22 protein-coding genes, 1 pseudogene and 1 other annotated feature are annotated in these 24,514 nt (G+C 36.2%); of the genes and pseudogenes, 2 read left to right on the top strand and 21 right to left on the bottom strand.

Annotated features, from left to right (window positions below; all coding sequences use genetic code 11):
- Positions 1–5: 5 nt before the first annotated feature.
- From clpX to ilvB, 9 genes are all read right to left on the bottom strand, one after another.
- Entirely contained in the window at positions 6–1,274 is a 1,269-nt protein-coding gene (gene clpX / locus TX86_RS01305; protein ID WP_042345541.1) for an ATP-dependent protease ATP-binding subunit ClpX, read from the bottom strand.
- 420 nt (positions 1,275–1,694) lie between these two features.
- Positions 1,695–2,978, bottom strand: coding sequence for a trigger factor (gene tig, locus TX86_RS01300; protein WP_042345539.1), 1,284 nt, complete (start codon positions 2,976–2,978; stop codon positions 1,695–1,697).
- Positions 2,979–3,167: 189 nt separating this feature from the next.
- Positions 3,168–4,163, bottom strand: a complete 996-nt coding sequence (locus tag TX86_RS01295; RefSeq protein WP_052343497.1) for a tetratricopeptide repeat protein — start codon at positions 4,161–4,163, stop codon at positions 3,168–3,170.
- 595 nt (positions 4,164–4,758) lie between these two features.
- Complete coding sequence (gene leuD / locus TX86_RS01290) at positions 4,759–5,358, bottom strand: 3-isopropylmalate dehydratase small subunit (RefSeq protein ID WP_042345537.1); 600 nt, start codon at positions 5,356–5,358, stop codon at positions 4,759–4,761.
- Positions 5,359–5,384: 26 nt separating this feature from the next.
- Positions 5,385–6,797 (bottom strand): 3-isopropylmalate dehydratase large subunit, encoded by a 1,413-nt coding sequence (gene leuC, locus TX86_RS01285; protein ID WP_042345535.1) that lies wholly within the window; start codon positions 6,795–6,797, stop codon positions 5,385–5,387.
- A 67-nt stretch (positions 6,798–6,864) separates the two neighbouring features.
- Positions 6,865–7,977, bottom strand: coding sequence for a 3-isopropylmalate dehydrogenase (gene leuB / locus TX86_RS01280; RefSeq protein WP_042345534.1), 1,113 nt, complete (start codon positions 7,975–7,977; stop codon positions 6,865–6,867).
- Positions 7,978–8,201: 224 nt separating this feature from the next.
- Positions 8,202–9,230 carry a ketol-acid reductoisomerase gene (gene ilvC, locus TX86_RS01275; protein WP_042345532.1) on the bottom strand — a complete coding sequence of 343 codons (1,029 nt, stop codon included), beginning with the start codon at positions 9,228–9,230 and terminating at the stop codon, positions 8,202–8,204.
- Positions 9,231–9,302: 72 nt separating this feature from the next.
- Positions 9,303–9,821, bottom strand: coding sequence for an acetolactate synthase small subunit (gene ilvN, locus TX86_RS01270; protein ID WP_042345531.1), 519 nt, complete (start codon positions 9,819–9,821; stop codon positions 9,303–9,305).
- Positions 9,818–11,539: an acetolactate synthase large subunit gene (ilvB, locus tag TX86_RS01265; protein WP_042345529.1), complete on the bottom strand. Its 1,722-nt coding sequence runs from the start codon at positions 11,537–11,539 to the stop codon at positions 9,818–9,820. The genes ilvN and ilvB overlap by 4 nt, the downstream gene beginning before the upstream one ends.
- 118 nt (positions 11,540–11,657) lie before the next feature.
- Positions 11,658–11,898 (bottom strand) — a binding site (T-box leader).
- 262 nt (positions 11,899–12,160) lie between these two features.
- Here ilvB and TX86_RS01260 point away from each other — a divergent pair.
- Complete coding sequence (locus TX86_RS01260; protein ID WP_042345528.1) at positions 12,161–13,114, top strand: bile acid:sodium symporter family protein; 954 nt, start codon at positions 12,161–12,163, stop codon at positions 13,112–13,114.
- 252 nt (positions 13,115–13,366) lie between these two features.
- On the opposite strand, the gene TX86_RS01255 is transcribed toward TX86_RS01260, so the two are convergent.
- Positions 13,367–14,557 carry a saccharopine dehydrogenase family protein gene (locus tag TX86_RS01255; protein ID WP_042345524.1) on the bottom strand — a complete coding sequence of 397 codons (1,191 nt, stop codon included), beginning with the start codon at positions 14,555–14,557 and terminating at the stop codon, positions 13,367–13,369.
- 464 nt (positions 14,558–15,021) lie between these two features.
- Here TX86_RS01255 and TX86_RS01250 point away from each other — a divergent pair, with 464 nt between their 5' ends.
- The gene (locus TX86_RS01250) at positions 15,022–16,344 is read left to right on the top strand and encodes an MFS transporter (protein WP_081707519.1); all 1,323 of its coding nucleotides are present in this window, start codon (positions 15,022–15,024) and stop codon (positions 16,342–16,344) included.
- 226 nt (positions 16,345–16,570) lie between these two features.
- Here the strand turns inward: TX86_RS01250 and TX86_RS01245 are convergent, their stop codons facing one another.
- The 11 genes and pseudogenes from TX86_RS01245 to phnX all read right to left on the bottom strand — a co-directional run bounded on the left by TX86_RS01245 (position 16,571) and on the right by phnX (position 24,434).
- Positions 16,571–17,038 carry an MgtC/SapB family protein gene (locus TX86_RS01245; protein WP_042350009.1) on the bottom strand — a complete coding sequence of 156 codons (468 nt, stop codon included), beginning with the start codon at positions 17,036–17,038 and terminating at the stop codon, positions 16,571–16,573.
- A gap of 110 nt (positions 17,039–17,148) precedes the next feature.
- On the bottom strand, positions 17,149–17,937 hold the full coding sequence (locus TX86_RS01240) for a DeoR/GlpR family DNA-binding transcription regulator (protein ID WP_042345522.1): 789 nt from the start codon (positions 17,935–17,937) through the stop codon (positions 17,149–17,151).
- 125 nt (positions 17,938–18,062) lie between these two features.
- Positions 18,063–19,187, bottom strand: coding sequence for a 2-aminoethylphosphonate--pyruvate transaminase (phnW, locus tag TX86_RS01235; RefSeq protein WP_042345520.1), 1,125 nt, complete (start codon positions 19,185–19,187; stop codon positions 18,063–18,065).
- A gap of 2 nt (positions 19,188–19,189) precedes the next feature.
- The gene (locus tag TX86_RS26535) at positions 19,190–19,360 is read right to left on the bottom strand and encodes a hypothetical protein (protein ID WP_154663028.1); all 171 of its coding nucleotides are present in this window, start codon (positions 19,358–19,360) and stop codon (positions 19,190–19,192) included.
- Between the two features lie 60 nt (positions 19,361–19,420).
- Complete coding sequence (locus TX86_RS01230; RefSeq protein WP_042345517.1) at positions 19,421–19,687, bottom strand: EutN/CcmL family microcompartment protein; 267 nt, start codon at positions 19,685–19,687, stop codon at positions 19,421–19,423.
- An 11-nt stretch (positions 19,688–19,698) separates the two neighbouring features.
- Entirely contained in the window at positions 19,699–20,499 is an 801-nt protein-coding gene (locus TX86_RS01225) for a hypothetical protein (protein WP_042345515.1), read from the bottom strand.
- Between the two features lie 34 nt (positions 20,500–20,533).
- Entirely contained in the window at positions 20,534–21,250 is a 717-nt protein-coding gene (gene pduL / locus TX86_RS01220) for a phosphate propanoyltransferase (RefSeq protein ID WP_439096716.1), read from the bottom strand.
- Between the two features lie 48 nt (positions 21,251–21,298).
- Entirely contained in the window at positions 21,299–21,583 is a 285-nt protein-coding gene (locus TX86_RS01215; RefSeq protein ID WP_042345511.1) for a BMC domain-containing protein, read from the bottom strand.
- 13 nt (positions 21,584–21,596) lie between these two features.
- A pseudogene (locus tag TX86_RS01210) lies at positions 21,597–23,074 on the bottom strand (acetaldehyde dehydrogenase (acetylating)).
- A complete protein-coding gene (locus TX86_RS01205; protein ID WP_042345509.1) occupies positions 23,071–23,568 on the bottom strand; it encodes a BMC domain-containing protein in 498 nt (165 codons plus the stop codon). Before TX86_RS01205 ends, TX86_RS01210 begins: the two are co-directional and overlap by 4 nt.
- 50 nt (positions 23,569–23,618) lie before the next feature.
- A complete protein-coding gene (phnX, locus tag TX86_RS01200) occupies positions 23,619–24,434 on the bottom strand; it encodes a phosphonoacetaldehyde hydrolase (RefSeq protein ID WP_042345507.1) in 816 nt (271 codons plus the stop codon).
- Positions 24,435–24,514: the final 80 nt, after the last annotated feature.

Below are 24,514 nucleotides of genomic sequence, written 5' to 3'. Positions count from 1 at the left end.
TGCTATTATGCAGATGTTTTCGTTCCTTCGCCAATGACAATAGTGCCATCCTTCAAGATTAACTTAGGTGATTTATTGTCTACCACCGTATCTTTCGTAATAATACATTTTTGAATATCATCACGAGAAGGTAAGTCGAACATTAAATCAAGCATAATGCCTTCGATAATAGAACGTAGTCCACGAGCTCCTGTTTTTCTTTCAATTGCTTTCTTCGCAATTTCAACAAGTGCTTCATCTTCAAAATCCAATTCTACATCATCTAGTTCAAGCATTTTTTGATATTGTTTAACTAAAGCGTTTTTCGGCTTCGTTAAAATTTCAACAAGTGCTGCTTCATCTAATTGTTCTAAGTTCGCAATTACCGGAAGACGACCTACAAACTCTGGAATTAAACCGAAGCGTAATAAATCTTCTGGAAGAAGCTTAGATAATAAGTCTTTTTCAGCTACATCGCTCTTCTTATTATCAGCACCAAATCCAATTACCTTTTGTCCTAAACGACGTTTAATAATTGGTTCGATTCCATCAAATGCCCCACCACAAATAAATAAAATATTTGTAGTATCGATTTGAATGAACTCTTGGTGTGGATGCTTACGCCCACCTTGAGGCGGAACGCTTGCTACTGTGCCTTCAAGAATTTTTAACAACGCCTGTTGCACACCTTCACCTGATACATCACGAGTAATAGATGGGTTTTCAGATTTACGAGCTACTTTATCGATTTCATCAATGTAAATAATACCTTTTTCAGCTTTTTCCACATCATAATCAGCTGCTTGAATTAGCTTTAATAAGATATTCTCTACATCTTCCCCAACATAACCAGCCTCTGTTAATGAAGTTGCATCGGCAATAGCAAATGGAACATTCAAAAGTCTCGCTAATGTTTGAGCAAGTAATGTCTTACCGCTACCTGTTGGTCCAATTAACGCAATATTACTCTTTGCTAGCTCTACTTCGTCAATCTTACTATTAGAGTTAATTCGTTTATAATGATTATATACAGCTACAGCCAATGATTTCTTCGCTTGACTTTGTCCAATTACATATTCATCTAAAATCTCTCTAATTTCATGCGGCTTCGGAACATCTTTAAATTCAACTTCTTCTTCTGTTCCTAATTCCTCTTCAACGATCTCCGTGCACAATTCGATGCACTCGTCGCAAATATAAACGCCAGGCCCTGCAACAAGCTTACGAACTTGTTCCTGCGTTTTTCCACAGAAAGAACACTTCAGATGCCCTTTCTCGTCATTAAATTTAAACATGTGCTTCACCCCTTTAAAATAATGGAATAGTCGTGTAAAAACGATATTGCCTTAAGGATTACAGAAAAACTATATGTACTAATACTTAGCTCTATATGTTTTGCATTGTATCATTTTATCCAATAAATAAAAAAATAAAATGCTTTTCCATATAGAAAATAAAAAAGAACTACTTTATGTATGTATATTTCCCTGATAACGTTAAAACAAACTTAAACTCCCTAAAAGTTTAGACAGATATTAGCGGTATTAAAAATAATCTACACTTATTATAATAAAAAATCAATAAAGAAACATTCAAATTCATAATATTTCTCTTTACTAATCAAAGTATTCTAGAAATTGTAAAAGCATACTTTAAATTATACAAAACAAGGCACGAAAAAATCGCGCCTTGTTAATATGTTTTATTTAATAAAATTAAGCTTGCTTGCTGTTTTCAACAAGGAAGTCAACTGCTTTACGTACTGCTAAGTCAGCTTGAAGGCCTTCTAAGCTTCCTAAAGCTTTCTTGATGTTTTCAACATCCATGTTGTACATTTCAGCCATTTTAGCGATTTCAGCATTTACATCTTCTTCAGATACTTCGATGTTTTCTGCTTTAACGATTGCTTCAAGAACAAGATTCATACGAACGCGTTTTTCAGCTTCTTCTTTCATTTGTCCTTTAAGAGCAGCTTCGTCTTGACCTGAGAATTGGAAGTAAAGCTCTAAGTTCATACCTTGCATTGATAAGCGTTGTTCGAACTCTTGAACCATACGATCAACTTCAGTTTCAACCATAACTTCAGGAACATCGATTTCAGCGTTAGCTGAAGCTTGTTCTAATACTGAATCACGAACAGTGTTTTCAGCTTCAACTTTTTTGCTTTCTTCTAAGTTCTTTTGAGTTTTTTCTTTTAATGCAGCAAGTGTTTCTACTTCTTCATCTGCATCTTTAGCAAACTCATCATCTAACTCAGGAAGTTGCTTTGTTTTGATTTCGTGAAGTTTGATTTTAAATACTGCAGGCTTACCAGCAAGCTCAGCTGCATGGTACTCAGCAGGGAAAGAAACTTCGATATCTTTTTCTTGACCAGCTTCAAGACCTACAACTTGCTCTTCGAATCCTGGGATGAAAGAGTTAGAACCTAATTCTAATGAATAGTTCTCAGCTTTTCCACCTTCGAAAGCTTCGCCATCAACGAATCCTTCAAAATCGATTACAACAGTATCACCATTTTCAGCTTTACCTTCTTCTTTAACAACTAATTCAGCAAAACGTTGTTGCATTTTAGCTAATTCGTTGTTTACATCTTCTTCAGTTACTTCAACGCTTACAGCTTCAACTTCTAAGCCTTTGTACTCGCCTAATTTAACTTCAGGCTTAACAGTTACAGTAGCTTTGAATACTAAAGTTTCACCTTTAGCCATGTTTTCAACATCGATTTCTGGGCGATCTACAGGATCGATTCCAGCTTCAACAACAGCGTTTGCATAAGCTTCAGGAAGAATGAAATCTAATGCATCTTGATATAATGATTCTACGCCAAAACGTTGTTCGAACATTTGACGAGGCATTTTTCCTTTACGGAAACCTGGTACATTAATTTGTTTTACTACCTTTTTGAATGCAGCGTCTAAACCTTCGCTTACTTTATCTGCTGCTACTTCAACAGTAAGAACCCCACGGTTCCCTTCTAACTTTTCCCATTTTGCAGACATGTGTTTCCCTCCAGAGCATCTATTAAATTAATTGTTTTACTACAATTTTGTTTGAGATATCCTTGTTTAATCACATAAAATACTCTCAATTTTACTATTTTGTAACATTGTAAATTGTGGTAACTGACTCTTCACAACCATTACATTATATCACAGCTTACCTGTGTTTCAACACCATAAGCTTAAATATTATAAAGAAGAAATTTCTTCTATATGTTGAATAACCGCTAGCGCATCTTTCAATTTTACTATTTCACCATTATATAGTTCCATAATTTCCGTTTCACTAGAGGTAATACCTTGATATTGTTCAGCTAAAATATGAAAAGCAGCTGCCCAGCTCTCAAAATCACCTTCAGGCTCCATCGGGTATAAAAGAAATTGACTTCGTTCCAGTAACTGCTGTACTAATTGTAACATCGAAGGATTTTGATGTTCTAGAACGTTTTCTAAATGCTTCTCCGTTTCAACATAGAACGGACGACTATGTACATCTTCTAATAAACCAGGAACAACTGGTTTACATTTTGAGAATTTATTTACGATACATTCCTCTAAAACTTCCTGTTCCTTCAAAATTAGCAATAACATCGTTTTCAAAAAAGGATGCCCTTCTTCAGATTGCAAGTAGTTATTAATCTCACCTAAATATTTCCTAGCATTATCATCTTTTAGCTTTGATATAATCATTAACTGCTCTTGATTAGATTTAGTGAGTAAATCAAGATGTCCTTCAGCAATTTCTTCTTCGAAATTATTATCAGGTTGTTCACTAATCATTCGATGGCTGAATTCTAACATCTTTTCAAATTGTTCTTCCTTATCAAACGGAACCTGATTTTCATCTAAAAGCATGCTAATAGTCGATGCCATTTCTTCATACTCATTAAGTTCAAGCAAAATCATAACATACATTTCCATCAATTTAAAATAATCGCCAATTCCCTTTTGAAGCAACTGATGACAATACACTTTAGCATCTCGATATTTACCTAACTCCACTAATGCTACCACTAATCCAAATTGGGCATTCGAATCATTTTCATCTATTTCTACAGCTTGGTACAAAAGCTCAGCTGCTTCTCGAAAATCTTTATTTACTATAGCATCCATACCCTTTTCTACTAATCTGCTCGCTAATCCCGGAAAAGGAATAATTTTAGCAGTCTTATTTTCATCCTTCATCCTACACTCCGCCTTGAATCTTCATGTTTTTCCCAAGTGTAACACGTTCTAACCATGAAACCAAATTTATTAGAAAAGCGGAAGCGCCCGTTTAGCTCCGTATGGACTGGAGCCCTCTTCCTTTCGATAAAGAAAAAACCGAAATGTGGAGAGCGCCCGTTTATCGGTGACAAGCATAAGACAAGCTGGCTAGAAGGTCACTTTTAACCTTCTGGACTGAGTGACTTATGACCTCGAGCCGATGGCGTTCGGAATTAGACAGCACGAAGAGACGATAGTTGATTCAATGTTGACTTATCGTAGGGAGAATGGTGAAGTCCACTAGGAGCTGGGCGCTGTAGCTAGACAATAAAAAAACCGTCACCGGTCCTTTTTGTTTTAGAATTTGCTTCTTGTTTTAGCTCCAATCAAAAAGGAGACACACGGCAGGCTTAAGACGAGCTGTTCTTGAAAACCTGCTTTAGATTTTCAAAACAGATTGGCTTACGACCAAGTGTGTCAGGTGTAAGGTTAGATATACGAAAGCAAAAACGAAAAAGGTTGTTTAAAAAGTAATCTACTATCACTTTTCAAACAACCCTTTATTATAAATCGATTAAATTGTTACCCCATCCACTTGTTTCTCATATTCCTTAATCTTCTCATCATATTGCAGTGTAATCGAAATTTCATCCCATCCATTAACAAGCATCTCTTTCCAATATGGATGAATTTCGAAAGAAGCTTCAAAGCCTTGGTTATCACTTACCTTTTGATTTGGAAGATCAACCTCAAGTACATAATCATCAGCATTCTCAGCTTTCGTCATTAACAATTCAAGTTCACTTGCTGTTAATTTAATTGGCAGCATACCATTTTTTAGACAGTTTTGATGAAAAATATCTGCAAAAGAAGATGAAATAACCACTTTATATCCATAATCATATAATGACCATGGCGCATGCTCACGAGAAGAGCCACAACCAAAATTATCTCCAGCTACTAGAATACTAGCACCTTGTGCTTTCGGTTGATTTAATTCAAAGTCCTTATTCTCAGATCCATCTTCATTAAAACGCCAGTTGTAAAATAAAAATTGTCCAAACCCAGTTCTTTCAATACGTTTCAAGAATTGTTTTGGGATAATTTGGTCAGTATCTACATTAACACGATTGATAACAGCTACTTTTCCATTATAAACAGTAATTGGCTCCATTTTTACACCTCCAAGAACATATATTGTTACGCTAGTTGATCTGCTGGTAAATTACGAACATCGACAAACTTACCATAGATTGCTGCCGCTGCTGCCATTGCCGGACTAACAAGATGAGTTCTTGCTCCTTGCCCTTGGCGACCTTCAAAGTTTCGATTAGATGTAGATGCACAGTGTTCACCTGAAGGTACAACATCAGGGTTCATACTTAAGCACATACTACATCCCGATTCACGCCATTCAAAGCCTGCATCTTCAAAAACTTGAGCTAATCCTTCAGCTTCAGCTTGCTTTTTAACACTTTGAGAACCAGGAACAATCATTGCTCTAACTGAGTCCTTTACATGTCTTCCTTTGACAACTTCTGCCGCAGCACGTAAATCTTCAATTCGAGAATTTGTACAAGAACCAATGAATACATGTTGAACATCGATATCTGTAATTGCCATTCCTTCTTGTAAACCCATATAAGATAACGCTCTATCTAATTCATCTTTTTTAGATTCTGTTTGTTGATCAGCAAGTAATGGTACGTTTTCTGTTACTGCACTACACATACCAGGGTTTGTTCCCCAACTAACCATCGGTGAAATATCTTTTCCTTCTATTGTAATAACAGAATCATATGTAGCATCTTCATCACTCGCTAACGCTTGCCACTTAGCAACATATGCATTAAATTCCTCTGCTTTAGGTGCATACTTTCTACCACGTAAATAAGAGAAAGTCGTTTCATCTGGACTTACAAGACCTGCTCTTGCTCCACCCTCGATAGACATATTACACACAGTCATTCTTTCTTCCATAGACATATTGCGAATGACATCTCCACAATATTCAATAACATGGCCTGTACCGAAATTTACACCAAATTTAGCAATTACATAAAGAATAACGTCCTTAGCTGTTACACCAGCGCCAAGTTCACCTGTAATTTCTAACTTTAATGTTTTCGGTGTTGTTTGCCATAGAGTTTGAGTTGCTAATACATGTTCTACCTCGCTCGTACCAATACCAAATGCAAGAGCACCAAACGCCCCGTGTGTAGATGTGTGGCTATCACCACAAACAATGGTCATACCTGGTTTTGTAATACCAAGCTCAGGTCCAATAACGTGAACAATACCTTGCTCTGGACTATCTAAGTCTGCTAATTGAATCCCAAACTCTTTTGTATTTGTCTCTAACGCTTGTAATTGGTTCTTCGCAACCTCATCGTGAATGACATATTTATTTACTGTAGGTACATTATGATCCATAGTCGCAAACGTTTTATCTGGACGTCTTACTTTACGCCCTTTTACACGAATTCCTTCAAACGCTTGCGGAGACGTTACCTCATGAATATAGTGCATGTCAATATATAGTAAGTCAGGTTTGTTGCTCTCTCTGCTTACGATATGATTTTCCCAAATTTTCTCTATAATAGACTTGCCCATAATTCCCCTCCTCATCTTATTTGAAATAAAAGACACGCGCTCATATTCACGTCGTGTCTTTTATACATTATTTATAAGCTGACATAATATTTGAAATGGCTTCACGGTCAAGAATTGAAGCTTTTACCTCTGCTACCATTTCGTCTGTTGTAAGCACTTTAGAGCCTGTAGCCGAAATATCCTTTGTACGATAACCCAGGTCTAAAACATTATTAACAGCATGTTCAATAGCTTGCGCTTCTTCCTCTAAACCGAAAGAAAGACGAAGCATAGAAGCTGCAGATAATATTGTTGCTAACGGGTTAGCAATATTTTGCCCTGCGATATCAGGAGCTGAACCATGAATTGGCTCATATAGATTTAAACCTGTATAGGATAAACTAGCAGATGGAAGCATTCCTAAAGATCCTGTAAGAACAGATGCTTCATCACTTAAGATATCCCCAAACATATTCTCTGTTACAACAACGTCAAATCTTCTTGGGTTTGTAATAAGTTGCATCGCTGCATTATCAACTAGTACATGTTCTACTTCTACTTCAGGGAAATCCTGAGCTACTTCTTCAACTACTTCTCTCCAAAGCTTACTTGTTTCTAATACATTTGCTTTGTCGACTGAAGAAACTTTTTTTCGTCGATTATTAGCAAGCTCAAAAGCTAATCTAATAATCTTTGTCATTTCTTCACGAGTATAGAATAATGTATCCACTGCCGCTTCCTTACCGTCACGAGTTTGTCTTTCACTAGGTTTTCCGAAATAAAGTCCACCTGTTAACTCACGAACGATTAATAAATCTACACCTTCAATATTCTCTGGTTTTAAAGGTGATGCTTCAGCAAGACTTTTAAAAAACGTTATCGGTCTTAAATTTGCATACAAATTTAATTCTTTACGAATTTTTAAGAGTCCTACTTCAGGACGTAAATGAGAAGGATTTTTATCCCATTTAGGACCACCAACTGAGCCTAATAGAATTGCATCGCTTTTTCTACATTTCTCCAATGTTTCATCAGGAAGTGGAGAACCAGTTTCATCAATAGCTGTTCCGCCAATTAGACCATATTCAAACTGAAAAGAATGCCCGTATCTTTCAGCAATCGCTTCGAGAACTTCAATAGCTCCCTTCGTAACTTCCTTTCCAATTCCGTCACCTGGCAAAACGGTAATTACTTTATCCATACGAGACAGCTCCTCTTGTCTGAATGAGTATATTAAATCGATAGTTTCTTGTTATCAATTTACACATCTTGTACTAAGCCTCGTCGTCAGGTGAAGTGGCTGGATAACCAGCCTCCTATCACACTAACGCCTAGACGCTTAAGTTATTTGGCGATTCCTAACTTCATAGAATGATAAAAATCCAATTCTGATAGCAGTTCATCGCACAACTTTGTGTCAAAAAATTATTTTTTCGCAGCTGCTACAACTTCTTTTTGCTTTTGAGGTTGTACGAAAGGCATCATTTTACGAAGCTCACGACCAACTACTTCGATCGGATGTTCATTTTCTCTTCTATTAATAGAATTGAATTCTGGACGGTTAGCTTGGTTTTCAAGAATCCAACCTTTAGCGAAACGACCTTCTTGAATATCAGTTAAAACGTTTTTCATTTCAGCTTTTACTGAATCAGTGATGATACGTGGTCCTGCTACGAAATCTCCCCACTGAGCTGTATCAGAGATTGAATATCTCATGTTTTCTAATCCACCTTCATACATAAGGTCAACGATTAGTTTTAATTCATGTAAACATTCGAAGTAAGCAAGTTCTGGTTTGTAACCAGCTTCTGTTAATGTTTCGAAACCAGCTTTTACAAGAGCACTTAATCCACCGCAAAGTACTGCTTGCTCACCGAATAGATCTGTTTCAGTTTCTTCTCTGAATGTAGTTTCAAGAGCACCTGCACGAAGTGCACCGATACCGTATGCATAAGCTAATGCAAGCTCTCTTGTGTTACCTGTTACGTCTTGATAGATAGCGAATAAAGCTGGTACACCTGCTCCTTGCTCATATGTTCTACGTACAAGATGTCCTGGACCTTTTGGTGCAACTAGTAGAACGTCTACATCTGCAGGAGCAACGATTTGAGTGAAATGAATGTTGAAACCATGAGCAAACATTAGTGCTTTACCAGCAGTAAGACCTGGTTTGATTTCTTCGTTATATACTTTTGGTTGCATTTCATCTGGTAATAAGATTTGAATTACATCAGCTTGTTCAACTGCTTCTTTAACTGAATATACTTCAAAACCATCTGCTACTGCTTTATCCCAAGATCCACCTTTACGAAGACCGATGATTACTTTATATCCGCTGTCACGTAAGTTTTGCGCATGTGCGTGTCCTTGTGAACCGTAACCTACGATTGCGATTGTTTTTCCTTGTAAATACGCTGGATTTGCATCATTGTTATAGTACATTTGAGTCGTCATTATTTGTTATCTCCCTTTAATTTACATTTTTTATTTTTATTTTTTATATAACATCGCTATTTAAGCGATGAATTACACGATTGAAAAATTCGAAGGTAATGCTGATGTCTTTTGCGTACCTCTTGGGAATGCTGTAGTTCCTGTACGCGCTAATTCTTTAATACCGTATGGTCTTACTAGCTCTACAAAAGCCTCGACTTTATCAGATTCACCTGTAATTTGGAATACAACACTATCTTTACTTACATCTATTACAGAAGCTCTAAATGGCTCTACTAGCGCGTAGATTTCGCTACGATTTTGCGGCGTAACTACCACTTTCACTAGAGCTAATTCTCTAGAAACAATTGACTGATTGGATAGTTCAGTTACTTTAATGACATCAATTTGCTTATTCAATTGTTTTGTCATTTGTTCTAAGACTCTCTCATCATCCACATTTACTACAACTGTCATTCGAGAAATGTCTTCTTGTTCAGAATGACCTACTGTAATGCTCTCAATATTATAATTTCGTTTAGAAAATAGATTAGTGATTCTATTTAGTACACCTGGTCGATTCATAACTGTTAGTGTGATGATTCCTCTCATCCTTCATATCCCTCCATCTCATGAAGACCTTTACCTGGAGCAACCATTGGATAAACATTTTCCATTGCTTCTACTCTCATATCAATTAACACTGGTTCAGGTGTATTTAACGCTTCACGTAATGCAGCTTCAGCTTCTTCACTCGTACTAGCTTGGAAGCCTTTAATACCATAAGCATCAGCTAATTTCACGAATGATGGCTGACTTGTTAACAAGCTATGAGAATATCTTTCGTTATGGAATAATTCCTGCCATTGGCGAACCATTCCAAGCGCATTATTATTTAAGATAACTATCTTAATTGGTAAGTTCATCTCTGCCATAACACCTAGTTCTTGAGATGTCATTTGGAAACCACCGTCACCTACTACAGCAATAACTGTTTTAGAGCGATCAGCTAATTGTGCTCCAATCGCTGCCGGAACACAGAACCCCATTGTCCCTAGACCGCCTGAAGTTACCCAAGCATCTGGTTTGTTTAATTTGTAATATTGAGCTGACCACATTTGATGCTGCCCTACATCTGTAACCACAATTGCATCGCCATCAGTTAATTCATGAACTAATTCAATAACTTTTTGTGGTTTTAGCACATCTGTTTTATCTCGGTCATAATGTAGTGGATAACGTTCTTTCCAACTATCAATCGTTGCTCTCCACTCAGAAGATTCAGACTTTTTGCCGTTTTGTTTAATTAAACTAATTAATGTTTCCTTTGCATCACCAACTACCGGAATAGCTGTCGGTACATTTTTGCCAATTTCAGCAGGATCAATGTCAATGTGAGCTACTGTAGCATGTGGAGCAAATGATTGTAAGTTTCCAGTTACTCGGTCATCAAAGCGAGCTCCTATACTGATTAATAAGTCACTTTCATAAAGTGCCATGTTCGCTGCATAAACACCATGCATTCCAGCCATACCTACAAACAATGGATGTTCTGCTGGGAACCCACCTAATCCTAATAATGTATGAACAACTGGAATACCTTGTTGCTCTGCGTATTCTCTTAATTGATCTGAAGCTTTAGCATGTAGCACACCTGCACCCGCAAGAATGACAGGTTTCTTTGCTGCACTTACTGCTTCAATCAATTTTCGAATTTGTAAATAGTTCGGTTTAATCGTAGGTTGATAACCTGGTAGATTAATTTCTGGATCTTCGTTTGCTTCTGCTTTCGTTAATGCAATATCTTTCGGAATATCAATTAATACCGGTCCTGGTCTTCCTGATGAAGCGATATAGAAGGCCTCTTTAATGATACGTGGAAGATCTTCTACATTACGAACTTGATAATTATGTTTCGTAATTGGTGTCGTAATCCCTAAAACATCGGCTTCCTGGAATGCATCTGATCCAATAACTGAAGTAGCAACCTGTCCTGTAATAACTACTAAAGGTAAAGAATCAATCATGGCATCCGCCAGCCCTGTGATGATATTCGTTGCTCCCGGCCCTGAAGTTGCTATAACAACACCTGGTTTTCCAGTTATTCTGGCATATCCTTCAGCAGCGTGAATAGCTCCTTGTTCATGACGGGTTAAAATATGCTTAATACCAGCATCGTAAATTTCATCATAAATTGGTAATACTGCTCCACCCGGATAGCCAAACATCACTTCAACATTCTGCTTCTTTAAAGCACTTAGTAAAAATTGTGCTCCCGATTTTGTAGTTGTTGTTTCTTTTTGCTCTGGCGTCGCTGTTTTCTGTGACACACAACCAACCTCCCCACAATTAATCTTGTTTAATGATCCTATTTTCCCATGCATCATCTGTGGTTTGTAGCAGCAAATATAAAAACCCCTTCACCCACAGATGCCTCGTTTAACAGGCTTAAGGGGTGAAGAGGTATAATTTAACCAATCCACGGTACCACCCTTATTCGTACAAAAATTGTACGCACTAGTTCTATTTGATAACGAGTGCTGGTAACACCCGTTCAGCTCTAATCCAATAATGTTTCAAGCCGACGCTCAGAGGTGAGTTCACTTTAAATTGATCATGCTGGTTTCCACCATCCCAGCTCTCTGTGAAGTCAAAATGTAAAGCTAATTGTCCTCTTCTACACTTATACATATTTAATTTTTTAAATATTTTTTATATTTATTTGTCGCTAATATTACGCTGATTTCTGGTAACCGTCAATAGAATTTTTATGAAATATTAGATAATTTCGATTAATTAGTTTTATGCATCCGCTTACAATCCCTCTATTATCAGATTCTATATTTATGAACTTTTTTTAAGTTTTTTTGATATTTATAAATAATTACTTGATAAAAAAAAGATTTTTCTGAATAATTAAAATATCGTTTTGATTAAGAAAGGAAAATTATATGAAAACATTAGCTGAATTTTTCTCTAAACAATTAGGATTACTTATTCTGCTTGTTTCCATCGCAACTTATTTCTCACCCGTATACTGGGATGCTCCTTCTTCAGTTCCTAGAATATTTTTAGGGATGGTGATTTTCTTTACTGGATTATCTATGAATACTAATGCTCTAAAAGAAATTCGCTATAAGAAAAAAGAATTAGCTATAACAGTTTTAATGAAATGGACTATAACAATAATTATTTCAGTTGCTATCGCACATATTTTTCTCTCTTCTCACGCTGAATTAGCTGCAGGTCTCATATTAACCGGGGCAGTTCCAAGTGCAACAGCCGCTACATTATATACCTTTCTAGCCGGAGGAAATATATCATTAGTAATAGCCGCCTCACTTCTAGATGTCGTTATTAGCCCTGTAGTTGCGCCACTTGCTATGATTGGCTTAGACACAGCAACTATTTCTCTTTCGTTTATTAGTTTACTAAAATCTTTTTTAATCATCGTTATCATTCCAATTGTAGCTGGTATAACATTACAACGAGTGTTCCCACAATTGCCTCAACATTCTGGAAACGTAACAAAGTTATTATCTCCAATTTCATTATTAATCGTAATTCATACTTTAATGGGAAACGGTAAATATTATATAGCCAAAGAAATTTCCCTCTTACCTATCATTCTTTTCGCAGTGTTATTACAAACTATTATTCCAATGATCATTTGTTATTGGATTGCTAAAGTTGTATTTCAAGATGAAGCTGATGCAAGAGCAGCATTATTTCAAACATCACTATGTAATTCAGCATTAGCTGGAATTTTAGCTTCAGAATATTTCGGCGGATTAGGTGCAGTACCCGCTGTAATAAACTTAATCATTAGTCTGTCCATAGGCGCACAAATAGCCAATCGTTTCACTAAAAAACAAACGAAGTTATCAAAAAAAGCAGTAGCCTAAAAAGAGCGATCCATATGTCAAATCTGACTTTTGGTTAGTATGTACAAAAAAGAAATTCTTTAATTTTCAAGTAGCTATAGATTTTTTCATCTTGACCAAAAGCGCCATAAACCATCCATTTCAAGTAACCTAACCTAAATTACGATTAGATGTAAACAAGTACGAAGCAACTTAAAAGCGTAAAGAGGCGTTCCAAAAGTGATTGAAAATCACTTTTAGAACGCCTCTTATTATTTCATTAGTTATAATTAATTATTGTTGTGTAGCTTTTTCTCTTTGCTCTTCTACATACGTAATTTCTTCACGAATGTATATACCTCTTTTTTCCAACTCTTTAAAAATTGCACTTGGATCAAATGCTTCTTCAGGAATAATAACTCCTGTTTTTTCAACTTCCCCTTTTGCAATTATTTCAGTCGCAATCGCCATCGGAATACCTACATTTCGAATATACGCGCGTAATTTCTCCCAGCCTTTTACAGACCCATCCGATGCCGGGTGTGTGTGATATAAGATATGCTGAACGGTTTTACCATCCTTCTTACCAATCACCTCAACATGCAATGAGTAACCGTAAAGGTCCGTTTCTTGCCCTTCTTTTGATTGGAATAAATATTCTGCAACACAATCCATAATGCCCACTTCAACATTTTCAATCTTAATTTTATCATTTCTTAAAATACCCCAATCATATAGGGCACGAATTAATTGCATATTTTTTTCTGGCCATGTCCCTCGAACTTCAATTAAGTTAACACCTTTATGAGATAGTGCTTGAGCTAACGTTTTTGTTTCAGCATGTGGAATAATATATTGAACGGTTTTTCCATATGGTTCAGGTAATTGAATTTCTCTCGGTCTCGCAAATGGAGGAACTTGTATAAATTCACCGTTTTCATATACTACTCGACCAGGTAGATCAGGGTCATATTCATACGTTGTTGTTTCCGCAATTGCTCGTGAAAATGCGATTGGACGAAAAGCTCCATGGCTTACACGGATAGAATCAATTGTATCTAGCTGATTGGCAGCACACATCGCCATCATCTGTGTTACACCTGGAGTCATACCGAAACCTGGTACACATGTTTTTTGATTTGCTTTAAACATTTCATTTGCTTCTTCTTCTGCTCCAAAGCCATTCAAGTTAATACCATGACAACCAGCTTCCGCAATAGCAGCTGTTGATAAGCCATTTAACGTAATAGTTGTTCCATCCATTACAATGTCATAACCCTTCATCTTGCTCACTGTATCTTCATGATCATGCACATTCACTTTAACAAAGTCGAGTCTTGGATCATCTAATTCCTTAATAAGAGCCAAACCAATCTCTTCATTAAAGTCACCAATTGTAATTTTTTCGAAGCTAGAGTATTCGACTAAATCACGAACAGCCTCACTACAAATTCTACCTGCTCCACCTAAACAAAAAACTTTCATTTACACTCCTCCAATAAATGTGATTTTAAATTTGTCAAACGAAAATCACCAATGATGTATTTACATAAGAAGAAATCATAAGAAAATCCTAATTTAGATGTAAAGTGATGTGCGATTGAATTTTCTGGATACAAATGGAGTATAACACAAAATGACTATTTTGTTTGTTTTTATTTTCAAAATAGTTGTTTTTCATTTTATTTAATTGCTATATTTACTAGTTCTATTTTACTATCAACAAAAACAATAAAACCCACACAAAACAAAAAATAATACAAATAAATAAAAATTAAATAGTCAACATTCAAACAAGATGATATAATTACCAAAAGTGTTAATATTCTGTGAATTTACGTGGTAAGGAGGGATAAGAACATCGACTAATAAAAGCATTTTTTTCGAAAAACAGATTATGTAAGCACTTTCAACAAAAAAAGCTACTATTATATTAAAGGAGTGAAAGTATGGAAGTATCAAAAAAAGTTAGAGTAAAAGCTTTAGTTGCTAGCCTAATAGGAAGTGCTATCGAATATTATGACTACCTACTCTATGGAACAGTAGCAGCACTTATATTAAATGATTTGTTTTTCCCCACCTTTTCACCATTAGTTGGCACACTCATTGCATTAGCATCATTTGGTATACCATACTTCTTTCGTCCGCTAGGCGGCATTGTTTTCAGTCATATTGGCGACAAACTTGGACGTAAACGTTCTCTGGTGCTTACACTAAGTTTAATGGGTGGTGCAACGATGCTTATCGGACTTCTACCTACCTACGATACAATTGGCGTATGGGCTCCTATTCTACTCATTACATTACGCTTAATTCAAGGATTTGCAGTTGGAGGCGAGTGGGGTGGCGCAGTTCTACTAGCGGTAGAGTATTCCGAAAACAAAAACAAAGGATTTAGTGGTAGTGTACCAATGATGGGTTCAGCTGTCGGTCTACTATTAGGAACTGCTTCTGTATCTCTGATGAGTCTATTACCAAATGATCAATTCCTTGCTTGGGGTTGGCGCGTTCCATTTGTTCTAAGTATTTTTCTCGTTTTTATCGGTCTTTGGATTCGAAATGGCTTAGAGGAAACACCTGACTTTCAAAAAGCAAAAGATGAAGGAACCATTTCTAAACTTCCTATCGCTGACACCCTTCGCTATCACTGGAAAGAAGTTCTACTTACTGCAGGCGCAAAAGCTGTAGAAACAGCTCCCTTTTATATCTTCTCAACATTTGTTATTTCTTACGCTACGACGAATTTAAACATGAATAAAGTACCTATTCTAAACGCAATTACGATTGGTACACTAGTTGCCACAATATTAATACCTATATTCGGAACGATTTCGGATCGCGTTGGTAGAAAAGCTATATTTATGTGGGGAACAGGTGGTATGCTAATATTCGCATTTCCATACTTCTTATTCATTCAAACAAAATCTATTCTTATGGTAACAATCGCCACAATCATTGGTTTTGCACTATGGGCTATGATTACTTCCGTATTAGGAACATTATTCTCTGAAACATTTAGTGCAAATATCCGTTATACAGGTATTTCTGTAGGTTATCAACTTGGGGCCGCTTTATTTGGAGGAACAGCTCCACTTGTTGCAGTTGCATTAGTAGCCGAATTTAATAGTTGGGTACCAGTTGCCATCTATATTATCTTTATCTCTTTAATGGCCATGATCTGTATGGCAATTGTAAAAACGAAACACACAATTACTAGCGTCACTGATACGCCAGCACCATTAAATGAAACAATTACTATAAATACGAAATAAAAGAGGCAGTCCTGAAAGTGATTTTCTATCACTTTCAGGAGGCCTCTTTACTCTTTTAAGCTACTTCATACTTATTACATCTATTGGTAATTTAGAAAAGTTACTTATAGATGGTTGATTTTGGACGCTTTTGGTATAGATGATATATTTCTCATCTATACCAAAAGGAAATCTCCATGACAATACCTTTCAAGCAACTCACTTGACCACAGTTCGTGAACATCTTCTAACCTTGAATACGTTTTACCTTTTGTTCACGAACTACTTCCTTTTTCTCGAAATACTCTCTTTCCTCTAACCATTTGCTGATTTTTGCAAATAAAAAGGTGATAAACACAGAAAAGATGACAATACCATAAAAACCTGCGCCAATTCCAATTCCAACGCCACCAGCAAAGAATACCATCGCTGCAGAGGTTAGGCCTTTTACCCTTAATCCCTCTTTCATAATAAGACCTGCACCTAAAAAACCTAGCCCAGATACAATTTGCGCTGCTAAACGCATTGGATCCATCATCGTACCGCTATCAGGTTCTTTTAGCATTACGGAACTATATATAGAAATAATTGTAATTAATGAACTAGAGACCGATACATACGTATAGGTTTTTAAACCTGCAGGCTTATGATTAGATGAACGATTCCAACCTATGACTAAGCCTAAAATAGCACTAATCGTAATTCTTAAATACATTTCACCATGTTCAAACACATATTTATGATAAAAATCTATTACATAATCCAACAAAAATCCCTCCTGTTAACCACTCCTTATCCAATATTTCCACGAGATAGACGCTTCAATTATTCTTCAGCTATTATCCAATTAATTTTATTTTTTTCTAAGCAATTAACCCAATTTAGAGGAGAATGCTTATCACATATAATCGTATCAATGACACTCATATCTGCTATTCGAAAATGCGTTTCATGCCCTATTTTCGAATGATCAAGCAGAATAAACGACTTGTCAGCATGTTCAATCATTTTCCTCGTAAATAATCCCTTTGTAGAATCATAGCTTGTTATTCCTCTGTCTATAGAAAGACCGTCCGTTGCAATAAAATATTTATCTACAAAAAAGTCATCAATCATATCTAAAGTAATTGCCCCTGCTGTTCGATAATGAGTAGAATTAATTTCTCCTCCTAAAAAAATAATGCGTCCCGTGAAATACTGATGGTAGTGATTCTCCATAAGTACTGATAACGCAGTAACCGAATTTGTTATAATTGTTACATTTGATTTATTACATAAATGCTTTGCTAATTGCATTGTTGTACTACCGTCATCTATGGCAATGACTTCATTATCATTAATAAGACTAGCTGCTTTCTTTCCTATTCGTTTCTTCTCATCCGCATACAATATTTCTCTTTCAATAGCCGATGGTTCATCGTGATAAAATGATACTTTCACTGCTCCACCGTATACTTTTTTTAATTTCTCTTCTTGTGCTAATTCTTCTAAGTAACGTCGTATCGTTTCTGTTGTCACTTTCAATTTAACTGCTAACTCAGCTACTTTCGCCTTGCCTTCTTCATCTAAAATCTCTAGAATTTTCTTCTTCCTTTCCTCACCAGCAACTGACAACGAATTCACCTCTAAATAGTAGTAATAAATAATTTACAAGATAATAAAGAACAAGAATGAAAAGTGGTTGATTCACTCTTCATTCTCCAGAGGGTTGCCATCGTCTATAAATCTATAGATTCACATTAAGCATGTGTATGCCAGTACATGCTTTCTTGAACAGCATCTATTAAGTTTGCAATATTAGTCTTGTATACTTCTCCTATATTTCCTATTCTAAATGTTTGTAAATCAGTTACTTTTCCTGGATAAATAACAAACCCTTTACTTTTTAACTTTTCATAAAATAGTTGGAATGTGAAGTCTTTATTTTCTGGATAATGAAAAGCTGTAATAATCGGTGATTGGTTCTCATCAGCTAGGAGGGTCTTAAATCCAAATTCTCTCATGCCATCTACTAGATCTCTATGATTTGTTTCATAACGTTCTTGTCTCTGTTCTACTCCGCCTTCTTCCTCAAGCTCATGTAATGCTTGATAAAAAGCACGTACTGTATGTGTTGGTGATGTAAATCGCCATTTACCATTATTATTCTCCATCGTTTGCCATTGATCATATAAATCTAATGACAATGATCGAGCTTGATTATTACACTTCTCAAACTCTTCAATCTTAGCAATTACAAATCCAAACCCTGGTACACCTTGAATGCATTTATTGGCTGAACTAATTAAGTAATCAATACCCAATTGATCGATATCCATTTGAATGCCACCGAAACTACTCATAGCATCTACAATATAAATTCTATTTTGCCCTTTAACAATCTCACCGATTTGTTTAATAGGATTAAGCATACCTGTAGTTGTTTCACAATGTACAACAGCTACGTGAGTAATCGCTAAATCATCTGATAATGTTTGCTGAATGCGCTCTAAATCCGGTGATAACATTTCATCACTTTCTAGTACAACTAAAGCAATACCTAAAGTATTCGCAATTTGTGCAATTCGTTTACCATAAGCTCCGTTTGCTATAACCAACAATTTACCATCACGAGGAATAACTGTTCCAATTACAGATTCTACTGAAAAAGTACCACTACCTTGCATTAACACAGATGTATATTTCTCTGTACGCTCCGTTGCAAGAGCAACTAACTTACGTCTTATTGATTGCACGATATTATTATAGTCATCATCCCATGTACACCAATCCTTCATCATTACTTCTTTCACACTATCAGTAGTGGAAAGTGGGCCTGGCGTTAACAATAAATATGGATTATTTGAATTTGTTTTAGAATTCATTATTATATTCCTCGCTCTCTTATTTGAACTAACAATGCCATATAATCATTACAATCCTCACATAAACCCTTAAGAATCGTTTTCTTCGCATAATGCTTATAATGTGGGTTCATTTCAAATGCACCTTCCCACCATCGATCGCCACATTGTGTACATACAACTATTTGCTTCATTAATGATTCCCCCATTTAACAGAGTCGTTATATAAAGAATGATTTAATCCACTCCCATATTTAAGAACAGGAATTATTTCTTTCAAATGAGTCTACAATCCCTACAACTACTGCATCTATGGGTACATTTCGATTATTAAATAAATGATGAGCAGGTGTTCCTTGTGTAATTAGGACATCGTCACCAGCACCTGCTCCTATTCGATCAGCTGCTATGATAACAGTATCAGACCCATTCATTGGCTCTATCATTAGCAGTTTGAGATTTTCCATCCCCGATTCCTTTTGAGTAGTCCAAACACTACCAACTACTTTTCCTAGCAACATATACGTCACCTTCAATTGTTAAAATGAACAGCTATTCCCTTCTCATTTAGCAAATCATAAGCTAAAGGTGAAACAATCGTTCCTTTTGACAATGTAATCTTCTCACTTAAATCATTTCCTTGTAATGATACCCATTCGGCAGATAATAGCTTTCCTTCGAAATCGACCTGAACTGAATCCATTCCACTTGCACTTTCCAGTGTGTCTTCCTTTACATCAGTTAGTCTTTCTATGGTATTCTTCGCGAATGATTGCTGTGGTAATAAATCGATTCCTAATGCAGTAAAATTACGTAAATAATCCTGAAAGAGTTTATCATAATAAGGCGGCAGCTTAACTGTTTGTAAACATTTTCTCTCAGATCGTTTAAGACCTGGAAGCGCTTCCCCAACAAGCACAAATTTATTTGCAATTAAGGCATAATGAATAATTTCAGATTTAATAGTACCTTTAATGCCTAAAACAAGTCGCGCAGCATTCTCCAAATCTATTTCAGGAATAATAATCCCATCATAATCTTTCACTAGATCAATGGGTGCAGGTGCAAATTCATCTGTAGCAAGTACTCGATTCGCTCCACTACATTCCACTTTATGCAGTCCCAACCACGATGACGTTTCTCCATCTAGAAACAAACAATCATATACAATGTTTGCCTTTCTCAACTCAATAAACTGATCACTAAATGGTTCATGAGCGGAGCTATCACAGAAAATGAACAATACTTTTCCCTTGCACCTCTGTCGCTCTTCTTCTTTCATCGCTTGTAATACTTCGATTACAATAGATTTAACCGTCTCTTTTATATCCATTCCAATAACCTCCCATATCAGGAAAGGAAATTACTTATACTTTAACGACTTGAACATATTCTCCGGTTTTCAAATTCGCAGCATTACCTTCATCCATATCAATATGAAAATCTAAGGAGTAATTTGGATGAACACGAACTTTAACATCACTAAATACTATTGGGCGTTCTCCCAAACTTTTTAAAGTGATACTCTCACCGTCTTGGACAATAAACTTACTTGCATCATCAGGTGACATATGAACATGACATTTAGCAATTATTACTCCTTTTGAGAGAACAATATGTCCCCCAGGTCCAATCATTGTAATACCTGGGGTTTCTTCAATATCACCTGATAGTCGAATTGGTGGCTGAATACCAAGTTGAAAACTATCACTTCTAGAAATCTCCACTTGCGTACTACCTCGACAAGGCCCTAAAATTCGAACATCTTTTATAAAACCTTTCGGCCCTAATAAAGTAATCGTTTCTCTCGCTGCAAATTGTCCAGATTGTGATAGATTTTTAAACTTAGTTAATTCATATCCTTCACCAAATAATGTAAACAGGTCTTCTACAGATAGATGAATATGTCGATTCGATACACCTACTGGAATGAACTGCTCTTCGATACTTTTTTCTTGAACTACATTGGAATTGGACCATTTGATTTCAATTCCTCGTTGTCTTAAAAAATCAATTGCAGCCGGTGTAATTTTATCTTGTTTACTTATCATGTAAGGGTTAGATAAATGATCATCTTTGTGCATGGCTCTTAAAGAAGATTCAGTAATTAATGCCATTGGTTATAATAAAGTTTACGCTTCCAATTTTGGAAGAATAAGCTCAATATCAGAATGAGGACGTGGAATAACATGTACAGAAACTAACTCACCCACTTTTTCTGCAGCAGCTGCTCCCGCATCAGTTGAAGCCTTTACAGCTCCCACATCTCCACGAACCATAACCGTAACTAACCCTCCACCAACATGAACTTTACCAATTAATTGAACATTTGCAGCCTTTGCCATAGCATCTGCTGCTTCAACTGCACCTACTAATCCTTTTGTTTCAACCATTCCTAATGCGCCCATATCTGCCATTGTTTATTCCTCCTTAGTTATTACTAAATTGAATTTCTCGTAATATATTTTTCACAATTTCTGCTATATCATCTTTACTAATAGATGGTGTAGCAGCTGAAGCAACTTGCTCCACTACTTGTTGCGGAATGTTTGCTTTTGTTATTTCACGAATTCCAAATGCTACACGTTTAATATTTAATAAATGTTGCGGACCAATATTGTCAGACGTACTATTGCTGCCAAAAGATCCACAACCTAATGTAAGTGAAGGTTGAATAGCTGTAGTAGCACCAATTCCCCCAAATGTTGTTCCAGCATTAATCACAGCTCTTGAAACAGATAAGTCTGCAACAAAATCTTCAATTACAGCCTGTTCTTCACAATGAATACCTGCTGTATGACCAATGCCTCCAAGCTCTAATAACTGTTGGCATTTCTGCTTTGCTTCATTTACACTCTCAACCGTATACAAAGCTAAAATTGGAGACAGTTTTTCCACCGAAAACGGATGAGATTTTCCTACCTCTGTCTCTTCAGAAAGTATGACAGTTGTATGATTTGGAACAATAATCCCTGCTAGTTCTGCGATTTGTTGTGGTGACTTCCCAACTATTTGTGGATTCAACGCACCATTCTTCAAAATAACCGATGCTACTCGATCTTTCTCATAATCATCGATGAACGCTGCACCTTGTCGCTTCAATTCAGAAACTACTTTTCTCTTAATTTTACGGTCTACAACAATAGCTTGTTCAGAAGCGCAAATCGTACCATTATCAAACGTTTTACTTTCGATAATTTTTTGAACTGCACTACTAATTTGAGCACTAGAGTGAATGTAGACTGGGACATTCCCAGGTCCTACTCCGTATGCTGGTTTCCCTGAACTATAAGCGGCTTTCACCATTGCAGAACCGCCAGTCGCTAAGATTACATTTGTTAATTGATGTGTCATTAATTCATTTACGGCTAACATTGTTGGATAACGAAGACACGAGATAAGTCCTTGAGGAGCTCCTGCTTGTATAGCAGCTTCTTGTAAAATTCTTGCTGTTTCAAAGGTACAATTAGCAGCTGATGGATGTGGACTAAATACGATGGCGTTTCTAGCTTTAATTGCAATTAAAGATTTAAAAATTGTTGTCGAGGTGGGATTCGTAGAGGGTACTATAGCAGCAACAATTCCAACTGGATGTGCAATTTCCCATAATTTTTTTCTTCATCACGGTTAATAATGCCTACAGTTTTCATTTCTTTAATAGAATTGTAAACATCTTCAGCCGCAAATAAATTCTTAGTCATTTTATCTTCTAATTTACCAAAACCCGTTTCTTCTACAGCTAATGATGCTAATCTACTAGCCTCTTTTCTTGCAACATTTGCCATTTGATGAACGATACGATCAACTTCTTCTTGAGTCATTTTACTCATTACTTGTTGCGCTTCTTTAGCCTGTTCAAGAAATGTTCTAACATCTTGCACGGATTGTAAATCTGCGCTTAACATCATGCTTCTTCGCCACCTTTCTTCTGAGCACTATCATTCAAAAGCTTAATTAAATCATCTTTTTTCGCAGAGTTTATTTCTTGAGTAGTTAAAGGAAATGATTCTACAGCACTTGCAATCTTTCTTAATTCTTGAATATTTTTTTTCGTCATCTCATTACTTTCAACCACTTGAGCTTTCTTTTGTTTTGCTTGATCTTCCGCTTTCTTTTCTTTCATTGCTTGTAAAATCATTTTTGGAACGTTTTCATCTGGTCGAGCTATGATATGTGAATAGAGGCATGTTCCCACTTTTCTTGCTTCACTTTCACCTATTGCAACTGCAGATTGTACGGAAGACACATCTCCTATAATAAAGACTGTTACAAGTCCAGCATCGGCTCCTTGATAGGTTAAAATTTTTACATCAGCCGCTTTCCCTGCCGCATCTGCTGCAGCAATAAGAGCTGGAAAACCATACGTTTCAATCATGCCTATCGAGTAATTAAAATGATCCATCCTTATTATTCACCCCTTTCAGTTATATCTTAACAACGCTTCTTACATGGTTAATTTCCTTGTAAAGATATACGAAGGTCGATTTTTGGAATAAGTTGGTCTAAATCTCCAATTTGATCAATTACATAATGAGCACCGGCGTCTTTAAATCTTTGAGCCACCACTTCCATCTTTTCTTCAAGCAAATCTGGAGGGCATTCTCTAACTTGTTGCTCTGTCATTCCTAGCTCACTACTTCCTTTAAGTACACCTACTACCCAAGTGCCAGCATTCAAACCTTCTTTAATATCACTAATCGTATCGCCCACTTTAACGATATGATTCATCGGATAAACACCTATATTAATTGCATTCTGATAAATCATCCAAGGATATGGACGTCCATTTGGTACATCATTTGGTGTTACTAATGAATCTGGTGCATATCCTTGATTTCTAGCTTCACGCGTTACAATTTCCATCATTTCAGCCGTGTAACCAGTCGTTGAACCAATTTTAAGATTCATTCTTCTTAATCTTTCTACCAGCTCAAGCGCTCCAGGAATTAACTTGCAATACTTTGGCAAAGTTGTTAATACCAACGGCTCAAAATCTTCATAAAGTTCGTCGATATCACGCTTCTCTGGAAACCTACCAAACTTTTCTTTCCATAGATTCGCTATACGTTCCATTTGGCACATTTCATTAATATGGTCCCATTTTAATAACCCCATTGGCTTTCGAGCTTCTTCATGTGTTACCTCAATCCCTCTTTTCTTGAATACCTCAAGAAAAACTTCCAACGGTGAGAAGCAACCATAATCTACCGTAGTTCCAGCCCAATCAAAAATAACAGCTTTTACATATTGTGGCGATTGCACATCCATACTTCTGTTTCCTCCTTACTTAACTTATTTCATTTACGGAAACGTCTTTCTAAGCTGTTTTTATATTCAGAATTTTCAAA

This window comes from Bacillus massiliigorillae (assembly GCF_000380245.2).
GTDB classification, from domain to species: Bacteria; Bacillota; Bacilli; order Bacillales; family DSM-1321; genus Bacillus_AD; species Bacillus_AD massiliigorillae.
The sequence above is the reverse complement of the archived record's forward strand: the minus strand, read 5'-3'. Positions and strand labels throughout refer to the sequence as shown.